This is a genomic window from Lysinibacillus sp. FSL H8-0500 (assembly GCF_038051955.1).
GTDB lineage: Bacteria > Bacillota > Bacilli > Bacillales_A > Planococcaceae > Lysinibacillus > Lysinibacillus macroides.
Window position 1 is genome coordinate 1,509,521 of the sequence record NZ_CP150292.1, and the last position, 17,185, is coordinate 1,526,705.

15 protein-coding genes are annotated in these 17,185 nt (G+C 33.7%); 10 read left to right on the forward strand and 5 right to left on the reverse strand.

Annotated elements, in window-relative coordinates:
* Nucleotides 1–94 precede the first annotated feature (94 nt).
* Nucleotides 95–691 carry a TetR/AcrR family transcriptional regulator gene (locus MHB44_RS07075; RefSeq protein ID WP_341302142.1) on the forward strand — a complete coding sequence of 199 codons (597 nt, stop codon included), beginning with the start codon at nt 95–97 and terminating at the stop codon, nt 689–691.
* 33 nt (nt 692–724) lie between these two features.
* Here the strand turns inward: MHB44_RS07075 and MHB44_RS07080 are convergent, their stop codons facing one another.
* The 4 genes from MHB44_RS07080 to MHB44_RS07095 all read right to left on the reverse strand — a co-directional run bounded on the left by MHB44_RS07080 (nt 725) and on the right by MHB44_RS07095 (nt 3,832).
* Nucleotides 725–1,582 carry a hypothetical protein gene (locus MHB44_RS07080; RefSeq protein WP_341302143.1) on the reverse strand — a complete coding sequence of 286 codons (858 nt, stop codon included), beginning with the start codon at nt 1,580–1,582 and terminating at the stop codon, nt 725–727.
* A 206-nt stretch (nt 1,583–1,788) separates the two neighbouring features.
* Nucleotides 1,789–2,094 (reverse strand): hypothetical protein, encoded by a 306-nt coding sequence (locus tag MHB44_RS07085; RefSeq protein WP_341302144.1) that lies wholly within the window; start codon nt 2,092–2,094, stop codon nt 1,789–1,791.
* Between the two features lie 306 nt (nt 2,095–2,400).
* On the reverse strand, nt 2,401–3,261 hold the full coding sequence (locus tag MHB44_RS07090) for a YitT family protein (protein ID WP_341302145.1): 861 nt from the start codon (nt 3,259–3,261) through the stop codon (nt 2,401–2,403).
* A gap of 31 nt (nt 3,262–3,292) precedes the next feature.
* The gene (locus MHB44_RS07095; protein ID WP_341302146.1) at nt 3,293–3,832 is read right to left on the reverse strand and encodes a transcriptional regulator; all 540 of its coding nucleotides are present in this window, start codon (nt 3,830–3,832) and stop codon (nt 3,293–3,295) included.
* 185 nt (nt 3,833–4,017) lie between these two features.
* On the opposite strand from MHB44_RS07095, the gene MHB44_RS07100 reads away from it, so the two are divergent.
* Genes MHB44_RS07100 through MHB44_RS07125 form a run of 6 tightly spaced genes read left to right on the forward strand, consistent with a single transcriptional unit; the run spans nt 4,018 to nt 8,601 of the window.
* Nucleotides 4,018–4,269, forward strand: a complete 252-nt coding sequence (locus MHB44_RS07100) for a PLD nuclease N-terminal domain-containing protein (protein ID WP_341302147.1) — start codon at nt 4,018–4,020, stop codon at nt 4,267–4,269.
* The gene (locus MHB44_RS07105) at nt 4,253–5,155 is read left to right on the forward strand and encodes an ABC transporter ATP-binding protein (protein WP_341302148.1); all 903 of its coding nucleotides are present in this window, start codon (nt 4,253–4,255) and stop codon (nt 5,153–5,155) included. The genes MHB44_RS07100 and MHB44_RS07105 overlap by 17 nt, the downstream gene beginning before the upstream one ends.
* 4 nt (nt 5,156–5,159) lie before the next feature.
* A complete protein-coding gene (locus MHB44_RS07110; protein ID WP_341302149.1) occupies nt 5,160–5,939 on the forward strand; it encodes a hypothetical protein in 780 nt (259 codons plus the stop codon).
* A gap of 19 nt (nt 5,940–5,958) precedes the next feature.
* Nucleotides 5,959–6,660: an ABC transporter ATP-binding protein gene (locus MHB44_RS07115; protein ID WP_341302150.1), complete on the forward strand. Its 702-nt coding sequence runs from the start codon at nt 5,959–5,961 to the stop codon at nt 6,658–6,660.
* Nucleotides 6,650–8,200, forward strand: coding sequence for a hypothetical protein (locus tag MHB44_RS07120; protein ID WP_341302151.1), 1,551 nt, complete (start codon nt 6,650–6,652; stop codon nt 8,198–8,200). The genes MHB44_RS07115 and MHB44_RS07120 overlap by 11 nt, the downstream gene beginning before the upstream one ends.
* A complete protein-coding gene (locus tag MHB44_RS07125; RefSeq protein WP_341302152.1) occupies nt 8,197–8,601 on the forward strand; it encodes a GntR family transcriptional regulator in 405 nt (134 codons plus the stop codon). The genes MHB44_RS07120 and MHB44_RS07125 overlap by 4 nt, the downstream gene beginning before the upstream one ends.
* A 73-nt stretch (nt 8,602–8,674) precedes the next feature.
* Here MHB44_RS07125 and MHB44_RS07130 read toward each other — a convergent pair whose 3' ends face one another.
* The gene (locus tag MHB44_RS07130) at nt 8,675–10,081 is read right to left on the reverse strand and encodes a hypothetical protein (protein WP_341302153.1); all 1,407 of its coding nucleotides are present in this window, start codon (nt 10,079–10,081) and stop codon (nt 8,675–8,677) included.
* 410 nt (nt 10,082–10,491) lie between these two features.
* On the opposite strand from MHB44_RS07130, the gene MHB44_RS07135 reads away from it, so the two are divergent.
* Genes MHB44_RS07135 through MHB44_RS07145 form a run of 3 tightly spaced genes read left to right on the forward strand, consistent with a single transcriptional unit; the run spans nt 10,492 to nt 17,048 of the window.
* On the forward strand, nt 10,492–11,631 hold the full coding sequence (locus MHB44_RS07135; protein WP_341302154.1) for a hypothetical protein: 1,140 nt from the start codon (nt 10,492–10,494) through the stop codon (nt 11,629–11,631).
* Nucleotides 11,618–14,605, forward strand: a complete 2,988-nt coding sequence (locus tag MHB44_RS07140) for a hypothetical protein (protein ID WP_341302155.1) — start codon at nt 11,618–11,620, stop codon at nt 14,603–14,605. Before MHB44_RS07135 ends, MHB44_RS07140 begins: the two co-directional genes overlap by 14 nt.
* The gene (locus MHB44_RS07145; protein ID WP_341302156.1) at nt 14,598–17,048 is read left to right on the forward strand and encodes a DUF3962 domain-containing protein; all 2,451 of its coding nucleotides are present in this window, start codon (nt 14,598–14,600) and stop codon (nt 17,046–17,048) included. The genes MHB44_RS07140 and MHB44_RS07145 overlap by 8 nt, the downstream gene beginning before the upstream one ends.
* The last annotated feature ends 137 nt before the right edge of the window (nt 17,049–17,185 follow it).

Below are 17,185 nucleotides of genomic sequence, written 5' to 3' on the forward strand. Positions count from 1 at the left end.
ACACAGTGTTGATGTAATGAAAATTTTACGGTAGCATATGGGCAAATACAATGAACAGTTTACAAACATGTGTTAAGTAAATGGAGGAGTAGGTATGTCGATACATGAACAAATGACATTTGAAACAAAGCAGGCCATTAAAAAAGCTTTTATTCAACAAATGGAAGAGGTAGGATTTGAACGCGTAACCGTTAAAAATTTGGCGTTAACTGCGCATATTAATCGGGGGACATTTTATTTACATTATACGGATAAGTTTACAGTAATGGAGGAGGTACAGCAGGAGCTATTGCTAGAACTAGAGCGTCATGTGAAAAAGGTGCAGCCAGTGGAAGCCTTTCAAACTTTACAAACAGGTCATCTTTATCCGCCATTTGTACACGTTATTACATATATTAAAGAGCATGCACCTGCCTTTCGAGTTTTGTTAGGGGAGCAGGGTAGCCCTACATTTGCGAAAAAGGTAAAAACAATCTTTGGCAACCATATTTTAGATCGATTATCTATAATACGTGAAGAAGTGCAAGATCCAGAATTGCAACAATACTTACAAGCCTTTATCGCATCGGCCATTTTAGGCGTTATCCAGGAATGGTTGGACAAAGGGAATAAGGATTTAAGTGCAGAGGAAATGGTGATGATTCATTTTCGATTACTAAGACTTGTTGGGACGCTTGTATCGTCTATATAAAAAAGAACATGAGGGGGTAGCTCCTCATGTTCTTTATTTTTCATAGTAATCATTCAATGCCACTTCTAAACGCTCTTCTAAGTGCTGTGAAATATAACGTAATACAAACTGCTCTTTCTCCATTTCAATTTCAGAGGATTTGAACATCTTTGCGAAAAAGCCTACTTTATTATTCACTGTAAATTGCTGTAATGCCTCTGTTCGTAAGGTAGAGACGATTTCATTTTCAATATGACGTTCTCTAATTTTTTGAACAATATCCTTTACGCTATTTTCTTGTAGCTCGAAAATTTGCTGTTGAAGGTGGTCATTTTCCTGCTTGAGCGCCAAAGTTTCTTGTTGAATCGTGTGAGCAAAAAAATCCTCATTAATATTCACTTGTAAAGTTTCATGTCCATCATCTGGCACAAACTGAAAGAGACCTGTTTGCATCATTTGATGAAGAACGTTTCCAAGAACAGCCACTTTATGGGATAATTCCTCTGTATCACTGGTTGTAGCAGTAATTTGATGTTTTAATAGCTGGCCATTATCATCAATACCAAGCAAAAGCTTGATCCCTTTCACACGATATTCATCCTTTAATAATAAGATCATACGTAATTTGACGATAGCTGGTAGGTTTAAACGAATATTGCCATTTGCGCTAGGCGTGGTATTATCAAAAATATATTGCTCAAATGGCTTTAAATAATAGCGAAGCATCGCATCTGTACTATTAAACCAGCTAGCGACTTCTGCAATTGTATAGTGTTTGGCTTCATCGATGTCTGCTAAGTAAGCATCATTATAGAGAATTTCCTCTAAAGGCGTATGTTGTAGTACCACAAATAATGGGTCACCTTGCACAATTTCAAGTACCATTTCTTTTGCATTCTTTACTTTCAGCATCCTTTCACACCCCACTTTATTTTTTCCATCACGAAAATTATGCTCTATATAGGTTTCTATTCTACTAATCGCCATTCTATGCCTATTTTTTGTAAGAAATAATTAATAGATTGCCATATAATTAAATTCTTAGGTTAGTTAATAAATTTCATCGTAAATCTTACAGAAAAAGTGGTGCATATAGGGATAATAGATTGTGCTTCTGATTAAAGTTGATGAATAGTGATAATATGATGTGTTTGCTGATGATCGGGAAGTATTTCATGTATTGTCGCCAAAAGAGCTGTGTTGTTAATTAAAATTTGAATTTCTGTCTGTTTATATTGTTGTTGAAGATCAATAATATAATCTCGAATAATTGATAAGTAAAAAGGGTTTTTAATTTCTACTTCAACGAAAAATGGCAATGTTAAATAAGGAAGCCTGACATTGCCCCCACGCCGAATCCAAACAGCTTCATGCCTATAATAACGGATAGGTAATTGACGGTTACTAGCAATAAAAAGGTCCATAGAAAGCTCCTCCTTTGGAGTGTCTAATGAAAGCCTAAAGAAAATAAATGCAGCCGTCAAAGAAAAGGATAGAAAAAGCTGTTTGACGGCTATTTCTCTGATGAATAGCTTTTGTGGCAGATTGTATTTTAAAAGTGGTGGATAGAACAGTTGAAGCAGTGGGAGAGCCTCAATATGAAGGATAAAATGACTAAAGGGTCGGCTTCGTTAGCATTCTTTATTTATGCTACACTTACTATCATCTTGCTGCCTTTAAATAAAATAAAGAGGGAACCTAGAAAATTTTAGGCTCCCTCCCTATATAGATTAGTGAATATCACGCTTCTTAAAGTTACCACCACGAACCTCAGAAACATCCGAAATAACAACAAAAGCCCCCTCGTCAATATCTTTAATGATAGAGACTAATTTATTTTCCTCCATACGGTTAATAACGCAGTATAAAACTTCAGTTGGTTCATTAGAGAAGCCGCCACGTCCCTTGGTATAAGTAACACCACGCCCTAAACGAGCCTGGATAGCGTCGCCAATTTCCTCTGACTTGGCACTGACCACACGAACTTCTTTTGATTTTTCTAAACCAACTTGAATAATATCAATAACATTTTTCGCAATATAATAGGTTAATGCTGAGTATAGAGCACTTTCTAAGCCGAAAATAAAGCTTGCTCCTAAGAAAATAAAGGCATTAATAAATAGTATAATATCACCGACTGAAAATGGCACTTTACGAGATAGTAGGACAGCTAATACCTCTGTACCGTCTAAAGCACCACCATTCCGTAAGACAATTCCAATACCAACACCAAGCAAGATACCACCCGATAAAACAATTAGTAGGGGATCGCTTGGTCCTAAAATTGTTTCGACATCATGTAACAGAACTGTAGCAATGGATAACGCAGCAATACCTACACTGCTCATTAAAGCAAATGTTCTCCCTACTTGTTTATAGCCAATATAAACAAATGGAATATTTAAGATGAACAGTAGCACCCCTAATGGAATACTAAAAAGATGTGCACCCATAATACTAATCCCTGTAACACCGCCATCAATAACATTGTTTGGAATTAAAACTGCTTCTAGTGCATAGCCAGCAATAGCTGCACCAATAACAATCATAATAAATTTTCGTATGGTTTCTGATAACTTTCCTTTTTTCATAATCTTCCCCATTTCTTTCGACAAAATCGACCTAAGGTTTTGGAATAATATTGATCGCAATTGTTTTCGTCTCAGCGTCCTTATTTGAGTCAGCCATATTATAGTATTTGGTTAATAAATCGTTTAATTCACGATCGAAGCTCATGAATTGATCTTTTGTTAATGTCAAATCGGCTAAGGAAAAAGTTGCTAAATCTGCTGTGCTTTCTTTTTCATCAAGAGAATGTAAATAATTTTGATATTGTGATAACAAAGCCACTTGATAGTAGGAAATATAATTTAATTTTTGCTTCGTTGTAAGCTGTGTCCAATCCTCCTTACTTAGTTTTGCTGCTCCTTCATTTAATGCATAAAATTTCTCTGTAACAGAACGTACTTTTCTCTCTTTCACAATTTTTATAATGTTTTCATCCACTAAAATTTGAATATGACGATATAAAGTAGCCTGTGGTACATCCTTAATAACAGAAATCATCTCCAACGTGCTTAAACCTTCTTCTTTATTGTGCATCAGAGCCTGTAAAATTTTCATTCTCACAGGATGCATTAATACCTCTGCTTTATTACGCATAAACCGATCCTCCTATCAGGAAAAATGAGATAGCATCAAGGGAAGCAATCAAATGTTCTCATATTGATAACATTATCAAAAAATATAATATATATTTTCTTAAAAGATGTACAGCAAAAAGATAATGCAATTTTTATTGCCTTTTGTTATCATTATCAATAATGATAATGAAGGGAGTTGAAAAAATGAAATTACATTATGGATTTAATGAGTTCGATCAAATTGATTGGGGAAGCATTCTTCCAATCCTTGTACCTTTTTTACTGGTAGGATTTTTATTAATTATTATTGCATTAATGGATTTATATCGACATCGACACACAAGAGAAAACATTTTAATATGGGTAGTTATTATTTTGCTCTTTAATACAATTGGTTCTGTTCTATATTTCATTATTGGGAGAAAGGATGTCAATAAACGTGCGCTTAGAGATTAATAATATTACAAAAAAGTTTAAGCAAAAAACAGCCGTGAATGGTTTTTCAATGATGATTGATACGAATGAGTGTGTCGGACTTATTGGACCAAATGGGGCAGGGAAATCTACATTGATCCAAATTATTGCTGACATCCTGTATGCAGATGAAGGGGACATTCTTCTCGATGGGCAAAAGATTTCAACGATGAAAAATCAAATCGGTTATTTACCACAGTATCCTAATTTTTTCTCATGGATGACCGCATTTGAAACATTATCGTTTATGGGTACACTTTCTGGTCTAGCAAAACACGATTTACAGAAAGAAATTCCAGTGCTATTAGAAAAGGTAGGCTTGGTAAATGAAGCACATTTTCATGTCGGGACGTTTTCGGGGGGAATGAAACAACGCCTTGGCATCGCACAGGCATTATTGCATAAACCAACTTTAATGATTATGGATGAGCCAGTATCAGCGCTTGATCCAATTGGTAGACGTGAAGTATTAAATCTATTAAAAGAGATTAAAAAAGAAACGACCATCTTACTTTCCACGCATATCTTAAGCGATGCAGAGGAAATTTGTGAACGCTTTGTGGTCATTAAACAGGGCCATAAAATAGAGGATGCCACAAAATTAGAGCTGCTGGAGCGCTATCAAGAATCAGCGATCTTTGTGATGATTCGCCAAGAAGATACTAAGTGGTTAGCGAGGATTGAGCATTTACCCTATGTTAAGAAAATAGAAAGCTATGGAGATGGCTTTAAAATCCATGTCCATCACATGGAAGCTGATGCACAAAAATTATTACAGCATGGACTAGATGCACAGGTATTGTTTTTGAAGTTTGAAGTAGGCATTCAAGAAAGCTTAGAAGAAATATTTTTACAATTGGTGGTGTGAGTGAATGAATTCTTTTCTGGCATTAAGTAAAAAAGAAATACATCAAATGGTAAGGGAGTTTAAACTAGTTTGGCTTCCCATTGTCTTTATCTTACTAGGGCTTACGCAGCCAATCATGATGCATTACTTACCTGTTATTTTACAATCGATGGGTGGTGTTGAGGGGATAATCATTGATCCAGCAATGACCAAACCTGAAGGACGAGAGGTGCTTGCCTCAACACTCAATTCACAATTTGATCAGCTAGGTATTATTATTTTAGTCGTTGCTTCGATGAGCATTATTCAGGGAGAAAAAGCCAATGGGATGATGGCATTTATCCTTACAAGACCTGTATCAATAACATCCTATTTAAACAGCAAAATCATGATCCATTATCTTTTAGCTGTAATTTGTATCACTTTAAGCTATGCAGTGTCCTATGGTTATTCAGCGTATTTATTCACGCTTGTTCCTTTTAAAGAGGCTTTGTGGGCTTTAGCTTTTTACTGTGTTTGGTTATTGTTTGTGATCACGTTTGTGACGATGATGAGTACGTTTTTCAAAAGCCCTGCCTTCATTGCTCTAATCAGTGTTGTTGTGCTATTAATATGTCGCTTTATTGCTGGCTTACATCCTTTCATAGACATTATAAATCCAGCAAGTAATAGCTGGTTTGCCACCAATATACTAATGACAGGCAATATAGATAAGTGGTATGGCATCCATAGTGTTGTCACGCTGTTACTGGTGCTTTTAATGATGGTGATGATGCAAAGTTATATTGCGAAAAAGAAATGTTAACTCGAATGGGGTGAAAAAATTGTTAGTAATAGAAAATTTACAGAAATCGTATGGACAACGCAATATTTTAAAGGGGGTAGATTTAAAGGTAGGAAAGGGAGAAATATTGGGATTTGTTGGTGGGAATGGTGCTGGTAAAACAACAACATTAAATTGTATTACTGGGTTAGTAGAGCAAGATGATGGCACAATCATCATTAACAATGTGCCAAAATCACAGTCACTTGACTATAAAAGACAATTTTATTTTATTCCTGATACGATTCAAGTGTTTCCCAATATTACTGCATATGATTGGATACACTTTGTTTTAAAACTATATGAAGAAACGGATAGTACAAAGCTCCAAGATTTTATCAATGTCTTTGGAATGGAAAAAAGTATTGATAAACCATTGGGCACGTATTCGTATGGAATGCTTCATAAAATGGCATTAATTACGGCGTTTACTATTCATCCATCTATTCTCATTATGGATGAGCCACTAAATGGTTTGGATCCTCTTGCTGTTGTTGCTTTTAAAAATTGTATGAAGGACTATGTAGAAAATGGCGGAACCATTATCTTCTCCACGCATTTATTAGATGTGGCAGAAAAAATTTGTCAATCGATTGCATTTTTAAAGGATGGAAAAATTGTTTTGCATGAGCGTGTAGAGCATTTGTTGGTAAATGGCAGCTTAGAGGCTATGTTTTTGGAGAAGCAAGCTAATGAAGAATAATATACCATTCATAAAAATTTTTTTAACATCCTTGTATGCCAAGCCAAAGCAGCCAATGATTCAGGTACTGTTAGTGCTTGCCATCATTTATATAGCCATTCAGTATACAGTGCTTAATTTCATGATCTACTTTATAGCAAGCCCAGAGGAGTTTTTATTTTATAGTATTCTTTTTTCAAATGCCGTCACCTATATATTAATAGCCTATTTTGCTATTTCGGTCGTATTTAGCCAAAAGGATTTCTTTATACTTGCTCAGTTGCCTATTCCTACGGAGCGGATTGTGATGTCGAAAATCGTAAGTGGGGTTGCTTTTCCCGTAATAGCAGTAAGTATTCTATCAATACCGACATTTATCCTATTATTAATCGAATTTAAACTAGCCATTACTGTAAAATCAATATTCTTTATCGTTGTGATGAATATTTTAATTACCTTATGCCTTCTATTTATATTATCCATTTTGAATCATGTTCGAACAGCTTTTATTCAGCCATCTGTGTATTTATTAGCTAGAATGATGGTGATGTTAGCTATTGGAACAAGTCCAGTTATCTACTTTATAGTAAAAGAATATCGTGCAATTTGTATTATTTTAGAGGACTTTAATAGTTCAACCATATCAGACTTTCTTAGTTTAGGTTATCGTTTTGCTATGCAACAGCCATTGATTGAAATATTGTATTCATTGTCTTCTATGCAAAGTTTCTTGTTATTAATCGCACTATGCCTTTTATTATTTAAGGCAACCATCAAGATGATTGCGTCTAAGTATTATGAGCATGGCTTGCTTGTGAGTAGTGTAGAAAAAACAGCTAAGGTTTGGAAATGGGGTAGTAAGGGGAAGTGGGTTAATTATTTGCAGCGTGAATATTGGATTATCCAAGTTGAACCTTACTTTAAAATGCATGCCATTTTAGGGGTGATTTTAACGCCCATCTGTACCATTATCTTTTTAACGATTTTTCAGATGAATATACTAGAGGCTGACTGGCTTGCTCATTTTGAATCCTATCTCTTTGCCTATATGGTTTTATTGTTAAGTTGTACAAACAATATTAGCGGAACACCTTATTCGAGAGAGGGGAAATACTATGCAACAAGCATCACACTACCATTCGAGCCTCAAAAAATTTATAGGGCAAAGGTGATGATTTCCACATGCATCAGTACAATAGCAGTTGTTATAAGCTATATTATTTATACGCTATTTGGTAAAGGAGACATAATAACCGTAGTATTATTATTAATTACGTTACTGTTAGTTATTGCTTATAATATCTTATCACCCCTTTATGATAGAAGACATCCGTTGCTTGATTGGACAAATCCATCAGAGGCCATAAAATCTAATCCCACTGTATTAATCAGCTTACTATATGGGTTACCATTATTAATAAGCATTGCCCTTCTTCATTTTGGTTTACTCACTTTCCATATTTCTCCATTGTTGACAGCAGTCATTATTTTGATAGTTGTAATTATATTAATATATAAACTATTAAATAGCACAATAATGAAAGGATATATAGATAAGTGAAGGTAAATATAGATCGAAAGAATAAAACTCCTTATTATCAGCAGCTAGCACAGCAGCTTCTTTTAGCAATAGCGGCAGGAAATTTACAGCATGGGGACCAGCTACCCTCGATTCGTGATTTAGCAGGGCAAACAAATCTCAATTATCACACCGTTCATAAAAGCTATAAGGAGCTTCAAAAAAAGGGCATTATCACCATAAAGCCTTCTTCAAAAGCATTTGTGATTACTGAAAAATCTGCTGAAGCAAAAAGTGCTACCCAACAACAACTGTCTATAAAAATCGAACAACTAGTGATAGAAGCTTGTGTTTTAGAGATTAATAAGCAGCAACTTCAACAAGTGTTTCAGGAGAATTTAAACAAATACTATACAAATAATAAAGACAGAAAACCACTTTAATAAAAGAGCGATCCTATTTTAAAAGCGATGGGCTAGAAAAATGCCCATCGCTTAACTATTTTCTTTGATAGCCCTATATCAAAAACATCGCTACTATTGTTGTTACAACAAGCCCAATCACTACAGGAATTAAGTTGCGTCTTGCTAGCTCAAATGGGCTGACATTACAAATAGCTGCTGCTGGAATTAATGCCCAAGGAATTAATGTTCCGCCACCTACCCAAATAGCTGTGATTTGACCTAAAGCCGTTAAAGTTGCCGTTCCACTGCCAATAGCATTGCCGAATAAACTGCCAACAGAGCCAGCGAGGGAAATTCCGGAGAAGCCTGAACCATCTAATCCAGTAATAGCACCTACCACTGTTAATGTTACAACGGCTATTTCCTTTGTTAAAGGCACGACTGCGGCAAGACCAACACCAAGGTCATTGACAATACCATGCGAGGTAGCGGGGAGGTGATCACCAAGAATCTGTGTAAAGCCAGCATCTCCAAGATAGAAGAAGGCGGCGATTGGGATAACGGGTCCAAACACTTTAAAGCCAAATTGAAATCCTTGAATCAAGTAGCTTGTTGTCTTTTCGAGTCCTTCTTTTTTATGTGCCACAACACTTAGCAAAAGTAAAATAAAAACAGCCGTTCCACCAACTAATGCAGTAGCATCGCCACCCTGCAATTTAAAAGCAGCCATTGCCATCACATCTAAGATAAAAGTAATAGGAATAAGCACAGCAAAGAATCGTTTTTGCCCAACAGACAGTAAATTTTCCACAATGGCTTGTGTACTATCTTCATTTTCCTCGCTGACAGTGTTTAAAAGGAATGTGCCTCTTTTCATATCACGTCGTAAAAAAATATAAGCAACAATTGTCGTTACAACGCCCATCGTGATAACAAGTGGAATACTAGCTGATACAACATCCCCAACAGGAATACCCGCAGCATCAGCCGTTAGCTTCGGAGCTCCTTGTATGACAAAATCACTCGATAACGCAATGCCATGCCCAAATAAATTCATCGCCATGGCAACACCCAGTGCTGGCAGACCCGCACGAATCGCCACAGGCAAGAGTACCGCTCCTAACAATGCAACAGCAGGCGATGGCCAGAAAAACCAAGAGATCAGCATCATTAATAAACCAATTGTCCAATAGGCAAGAGCTGGTGTTTTAATGATCTTTGTGAAAGGAGCAACCATGACCTCATTGATACCTGAAGTCATCATCACTCGACTCATCGCAACAATAATAGAAATAATAAGAATCGTTGATAACAACTCTGTTATGGCATAAATAAAGCTGTTAAAAACACCACTAATGGAGGCAGTTAAATCGCCAGTTGCCACAATTGCCAATATAAAGATCCCGATGATACAGATCAACGTTGTATCTCGACGCTTCACCATAAACCCAATAATCAAGACAATGAACACGACATAAATCCAATGTAACGCCGACAAATCTACGCCTAAAGTACCCATGTTCTACCTCATTTCTTTTACGCTTAGAATATGAGGCATACGTCTAATAGGTGTGTGCTGATCAAAATCATTACATATATTTTTACTTTGGGATGTTTGTGTAAGCATTATAGTAGGGACGAGTTATCATTTTAATAGTTTGGGAGGAATTTTATATTCTATAGGGAAAGGTGGGGAGCTTATTTAGTATTATAAATGACGTAATACTTTGCTATTACTTTTGTATATTATCTTAATTTTCACATTTTTCTGGTTGAAATAATCTTGATAATCAGTTATCTTAAAGTTGTCTGAGAATAATATAATAAAGTATCTGAATGTAAGTGGGTGTATTTTGCTCATTTTTACAATCTTTTATTTCAGTGTGCTTTGTGATATTTCGCAAAGCACACTTTTTTGAGGTGATAGACATGAAAAAAAAGTTTTTTGAATTACTAACAGAAATTGCTTATGGTTTAGTAAATAAGGAATTAGCTTATGAAAACATGGAGAAGGATGAAAATTATTATTATTTTCAACAGCAGGAACTAATAAAATCTATTCAAAAGCTTGCTTTGTTTATGTTAGAGCATCGAATTGTTGATGATGATGGTATCCCCATTGCGCCGAACAATGAAACAGAAGCAATTATATATTATTTTTCAAAGCCTTTAGACGAGTGGCCTTGTGCAGTAAATCCAGCATTCAATGAATTAAAAATGCTTGCAGATGATGAAGAAGTGCTAGTGCATGTTTATGAAAATGATACATTTTTTTATACTACTGAATGGTGTAAAGAGCTTGCGGATCAATGTCATGAATATAATCAAAATGCAATGCAACAGGCTGTGTATCAAAAGTTAATGCAAGTGACGGAAGAACAATACCGTTTTTTGCGTAAATTTATTATTGAACAACCTATATTGGACGTAAAAGCTAGTTATGATTTTAAACGTACTGGGAAAATTTCAGGACTAAATGAAATGTTTCTAGACGAATTCATTAAGGTTGCTTATGAACCTTTACCTGCAAATGTTTTAGGAAAGTGTAGATATTGTGGATGGACCGTTATACAAAGTACTATTCATAGCAGATGTATTGATAGTCGTTGCAAGTTAGAAACTGATGGTTTTTTCTTCATAGAAGACATTGTTCAACCTAACACAAAAATGAGGTTAAAATCAGGTGTTATGAAATATATATGTTTGCCAGGCAAAGACGAATTAGAGTTAATTAAGTACTGCCAAAAATTAAGACTACAAACGATTCTTTGGCCAGACAAAGACCGTTATGATGTACGCATTGAAACAAAAAGTGGGGTGCTAGCGATTGATATAAAAAGTTATTACAGTCCTTATTCGTTAGCTTATCATATTGAACAAAACGGGTTATTCAACCGTTTAAATGAAGATGAACGACCGATATTAGTTATTCCTGATCATCGAATACGAAAGCAAGGCTACCTCGAAATAGTTAAACATACATTATCTGTATATAAAAACATTCAATGTATAAATGTGAAACAGTTAAAAAAATTATTACGTGAGGAGGTAAAAAATGGAGACATTTAAGCAACTTTCTAAGAAAGTTTTTCAAATTCACGAATTAGGTAACAGTATTCTTTCAGAAAAACAAATTGTACAAACATTAAAATTTGAAAGTTTATTATATTTTAACTATATTCACCAGCTGACGGAAAATCCACTAGAATTACGTAATATACTCCAAGGTATGCATAAAATTGCTAAGAGTGAATTAACAAATTTTCACTATGAACTAGATATAATTAATCAAAATTTGAAAGCAATTTCGAGTAAGAATCAAATGGACAAGGTAATCACAGAATACAACCACTTAGAAAAGAATTTACGAATGTTTGATTTAGAAAATATTTTCGAAACAAATAGCGAATCAGATTTTTATAATGATCGTATCCGTATCTATAAGGCAACTTTTCAAGAATTAGAAAAAACTAATCGAGTTAAAATACCGCAAGTAAAAAATGATCTTTCACACATCGAACTAGATGGGAAAAAAATTGATATTTCTAAATATCAGCTACCAGAATATGAAGTCCAACAACCTTCACCTCGTAAGGGAGGAAATATTAAAATTATGATAGCTGATTTGAAATTAGCTGCTAAAGAAATGGATGCAATGATTGCAAGTAAACCAAATGTAGATGAGCAAAACTATGTAGATCGAATGAATAAGTTTGATATTTATGCGAACGATCACTACGGAATACAATCAACAGATCAAATTCTTTTAAAAGAAGTGTGTCATATCATTGGTATGGTGGGAACTGGAAAATCGACGCTGATTCATGTACTTGTTTATTATTTGTCAAAAAATGGATATAAAACAATGGTGCTGTTTGAAACGGTTAAAGATGTATTAACACATGCTGATTTATTTGATAATTTGGGTGTGTTATCTACAGCAATTAATGGTGAAAGAAAGCAAGAGAAACGTGTTCAAAAAGTGATTGAATATCAAGAAATGATTATACCCGAAAAGTATGCGAGTAATTTAACAGGAAATTGTTATATTAGTCAGTTATCAGGCGGTGTATACGATGATTTGAAATTGTACGGAGAGGAACCATGTTATCGTATGACATATGAAGGAAAAGCTACTTTATGTCCATTTTACTCGATTTGTCCTCGAAAACAGAATAGCCGAAAACTGTATAACGCATCCGCCATTTTTGCAAATATAAATAGCTTATTATATAACCGTACAGGACTAATAAAAGGACGAGGTAGGCTGCTTTTATTAGAGTATGTGATCGATTTTGTAGATGTAGTGATTTTTGATGAAGCAGATGAGCTTCAAATGAAACTAGATCATCTGCTTAATGAATCAGAATATACTGAAACGATTTTAAATAATAGTTTTAATGAGCTATATAATTATATAAAAATAGCGATTTCAAACGGTGATTTCAGTGAATATCGTGATTTGGATGCTAATTTCCGAATAGTACTAAACGGCTTAACAGAAGTAAAAAACTTATTAAAAAAGCGATCAGTACTAGAAGGGTTTAAACAAATTAAATATGGTCAATGGTTTTCATCATTTATTTTAGCTAAATCAATAGATTTTTTGCCTAATGGATTTGCACAAGATTATAATCGAATACTTGAAAATAAAGATGAAAGTTTTTTTGGTATGCAAGAAGCGTACTTAATGGGTTCACAAAAGTTAGATGCAAGATATAAGGAGTTATATGAGCAGTATCGTATTGAAAAGAAAGATTATTTTGCTGTCCGTTTTTTAATAGCTTTAGTACTTACAGAAAAGTATATTTTATCTTTACAAACCGAGTTAGAGAAAATACAAAAAAATAATAATACAATTCAAACAACTGGGATACCGAATATATTTAAACGGCCTAATAAAGATTTGATGCGTTTATTACCAAGTTCTCCTACTAATAATCGTTTTGGTTTTATATATGATGAAGAAGGAAATACGCTGCAAATTTTTAGACAGCAAGCAATTGGTCGAAGTGCGATGACTGATCTGCCATATCTAAAAGTTGATAAAAATGGCAAGCCTCTTGGACCACATACAATTTTATTATCAGGGTCAAGTTTTGCACCAGGTAGCAGCGCGCATCATATTCATCGTCCAGTAAAATATATTTTACAAGCTCCAGATAATATTCAGCAGTTTATAAAACAAATAAATATAAAATATGTAAACACTAATATTAAAATCTCCGGAGCTAAAAATAAAAAAGCAGCATTAAAGGAAATCTGTCATGCTAACAAGGAACTGTTTATGAATGCATTAAATGAAGACGGGCGTTCACTCATAATTGTTAATAGTTATGAACAGGCACAATGGGTTCAAAATGAGTTGAAACAAATTTTACCTACAAAAGTATATCGACTTATCCCGGATTCAAGTATTGTTACAAATGAGACGATTCAGCGAAGTAAGTTAAATCAGTCAAAAAATATCGCTTATAAATTTTTAATTGCACCTGCAATTGCTATTGCGAGAGGATTTAATATTGTGGATGAAAAAGGGCATTCATTATTCAAAAAAATGTTTGTACTTGTAAGACCTATGTCAAAGCCAAAAGAAATTGAAACAATCGTATCAATTGTAAATGGTGAAGTGACGAGGATTCGTTCGATGCAGTTAGTATCACCTTTTCTATCTGTAGAGCTTGAAAGAATTAAAAACTGTAGGAACTCTGCACAGATGATTTGGAATAAAACCTTACGTGACTTTTACGGCATTCAAAATGCGGATGAGCTTCTAAAGCGTAATATCATTGTTTCGCGATTGATATTGTTAACGCAGTTAATTGGACGTTTATTAAGGGTAACAAATTTAAAAGCTGCCCCACCTGAAATCAATTTATTAGATCATGCATTTGTCGGAAGAAAGCAGAATGATTTTGATTTATTAGAGGAGATTGAAAGATATTTAGAAGATATAATGGTATCCCCTAGAGATGGTGTTTTAGTAGAGAAATTATATAGTCCTTTTTTAGAAGGATTGAAAAGAGGGAAATCACTTGTTTGATACATTAAAATTACAAGCATATACATTACAACCAAATATAGAACTTGAAGTATACTGTTATCAGTATCCGCAACAATGGATTGAAAGCTTTCAAACTGTTAATCTTCTTTTAGGAAAGGATAAAAGACATTTACCATTTAAAAAAATAAAAGAATTTTTATATAGTTGGGATCCTAATATTTTATTTGTAAATGATTTTACTAATACTTATAGGCAAAATACATGGATTTTATCTCGTAAACCTATAGATGAATCTACTGTAATAGCAATCTTTAAAATGTGTTTGCAAATTACGATTGATTTAATAAAAAATCCTTATACTAAAGAAGCTTTTGAGAATTGGATTAATAATTTAGATGAAATTATTGAACTGAAGCTTATTATGAAGCGAATTCCTCTAACGACAAATGAAGGAACGATCCATGAAAATAATTTAGCATTTGAAGTATTACCTCGTTTTATTTATCAACAACTAGAATCAAAGCCATTAGTATTAGGGGATCAAACTTTATCTTTTATACCAACACATAATGGTATGCTTTCTGAACCAAATTTGCTCTGTTATAGTACAAAAAATTCGAAATATTATTATTCGATTCGACTCATAGCAAATATTCAAACAACTCCACATCAGTGTACTCCAATGATACAGTTTAAGTTTAGTATAACACGTTGGATGAATTATAAATTACCCTTATATAGCCGGAATGAATCAAACACGTCAGTCTATGCTCATTTAGATAATCGATTAGTAAAAATAGAAATTGTGAAAAAGAATAATCAACTATTTTGGGAACCATCTGAACATGAAATGTATAATGCGGTTTATATAGGTCAGCCTTTACCGGCTATTAATGAACTCGTAAATCGTCCAAATAGCTTTAATAATTTTTATGTATCTCATCGATTAGAGTTTGGTAATATTGCTGTTGGTGCAGGGGAATCAATGCATGATCGTTATATTTTAAACGATTGGATTACAAGTGAACTTGACGAACTAATTAAACCGTTTGCATCGGTATTAAAAAGTAAAAGTGTTATCGGACAAAACAGTAAAAAAAGAATAAAAGATAATCTAGAAAATATCGAAAAGGTACATGAAGTTCTAGCGAAAGTGACAGGTCAAAAGCAATTATTTATTGAAGTACTTTATATAGGGGAACAAGAAGAGTTAATAAATTTAGTAAAGCAAAATTTAGAAATGGTACTGGGTGTAGGAGAAGGGGAATTTACCTCAGAACATATAAAAATCAGTATTTCCTATAGTCGACAAAACGAATTGTTATCATCATTAGATGAAACAAAAAAGGAAAAAGATCGCCATGAAGAAAGGATTCAACAAATTCAGCAAACAATTCATAAGTCAACAGGTTTAACAGCTTGTTTAGTATTATTACCATTTATTAATGAAGAAGGTCATTCATATTATAAAGAAAAAGAAGATCCGAAAAAAGCTATACGAGCAGGTTTAGCAACAACTGGTAGATTGTCTCAATTTATTGATAGTATGAATCCTAAGTCGCCAGAATATCGTGTGAAAGTTGCTATTCATGATCTGCTAAGACAGTTAGGTTATATTGATCCATTTGAAACTAATAAATTTGAAACGGTTAATTATGATACAACTATTTCAGCTCTTCATATTGTTAATTTTAAGAGAACTCCATATGGCAATACGAAACGAGCAGTTGTTTATATTGTTCGGAAAGCAAATCAAGGCCCAGTATTAGTTGAATGTCCTGCTTTATGGAATGGACAAAAATATTATTGGGAAGCAAGTCTTGCTTTCCAAGAAATTGCAACTGTTGAAGGCTTTAAAAAGTTTAACCCGGAACGTGTTATTGGAGATATAAAAAATAAAATTTATGAATTGAGTTATAAGAAGGACCAACCACATTTACTACTTTTATTTAGTGATGGTGTTACCCGTAAAGAATGGCCATTTATTACAGATAAAAATTTATCCTCTATTAATAAAGAAGAGTTATATACTTTAAAATCAATTTGGTTTGAAAAAGGCAAAGAAAATGAAGGGCTTACTTTCACTGATGAGAACCAATTAAGGCTAGTTCGTGTTAGGGTAAATGATGAAGTTCCGGATTATTTAACACCTAAAAAAGAGAATGGAGAATATCAATCGAAAAAAGGATTATTTAGTTTAAATGAAGTATTTTATAGTTTGGGTGAAAAACCCTTAGATGCTCATTATGCTAATACTTTATATAGTAATAACAGTAAGCTTCTAATGCAAAATGCAAATAAGCCATTAAAATTTTCGAATATAGTAGAGCTGTATCCAATTCATTTAAATAAAGAAGATAATCCTGAAGAATGGATTTCTTTAACACATAATTATCGAGTTTTTGCCCATCAATATAAAGGTACCTTAAAAGCACCGTTATTGCTTCATATGGCTAAACAACTAGAAGAGTATATTTATTAGCTTTATTTCTATTATGACAATAATACTAAAATTGTGTTTACACTATTAGGCATTAGTCTATCCAATCTTCTTTTGGATATGGATTTTAATATTGTTTTGTATGTGTAATAATTATTTGAATATTAAACTGGTGAATA

Bases quoted from the DNA above. Each gene is read 5' to 3' on its own strand.
- MHB44_RS07075 (WP_341302142.1), top strand. From the start codon at position 95: ATGTCGATACATGAACAAATGACATTTGAAACAAAGCAGGCCATTAAA.
- MHB44_RS07080 (WP_341302143.1), bottom strand. From the start codon at position 1,582: ATGCTGAAAGTAAAGAATGCAAAAGAAATGGTACTTGAAATTGTGCAA.
- MHB44_RS07085 (WP_341302144.1), bottom strand. From the start codon at position 2,094: ATGGACCTTTTTATTGCTAGTAACCGTCAATTACCTATCCGTTATTAT.
- MHB44_RS07090 (WP_341302145.1), bottom strand. From the start codon at position 3,261: ATGAAAAAAGGAAAGTTATCAGAAACCATACGAAAATTTATTATGATT.
- MHB44_RS07095 (WP_341302146.1), bottom strand. From the start codon at position 3,832: ATGCGTAATAAAGCAGAGGTATTAATGCATCCTGTGAGAATGAAAATT.
- MHB44_RS07100 (WP_341302147.1), top strand. From the start codon at position 4,018: ATGAAATTACATTATGGATTTAATGAGTTCGATCAAATTGATTGGGGA.
- MHB44_RS07110 (WP_341302149.1), top strand. From the start codon at position 5,160: ATGAATTCTTTTCTGGCATTAAGTAAAAAAGAAATACATCAAATGGTA.
- MHB44_RS07120 (WP_341302151.1), top strand. From the start codon at position 6,650: ATGAAGAATAATATACCATTCATAAAAATTTTTTTAACATCCTTGTAT.
- MHB44_RS07130 (WP_341302153.1), bottom strand. From the start codon at position 10,081: ATGGGTACTTTAGGCGTAGATTTGTCGGCGTTACATTGGATTTATGTC.
- MHB44_RS07135 (WP_341302154.1), top strand. From the start codon at position 10,492: ATGAAAAAAAAGTTTTTTGAATTACTAACAGAAATTGCTTATGGTTTA.
- MHB44_RS07140 (WP_341302155.1), top strand. From the start codon at position 11,618: ATGGAGACATTTAAGCAACTTTCTAAGAAAGTTTTTCAAATTCACGAA.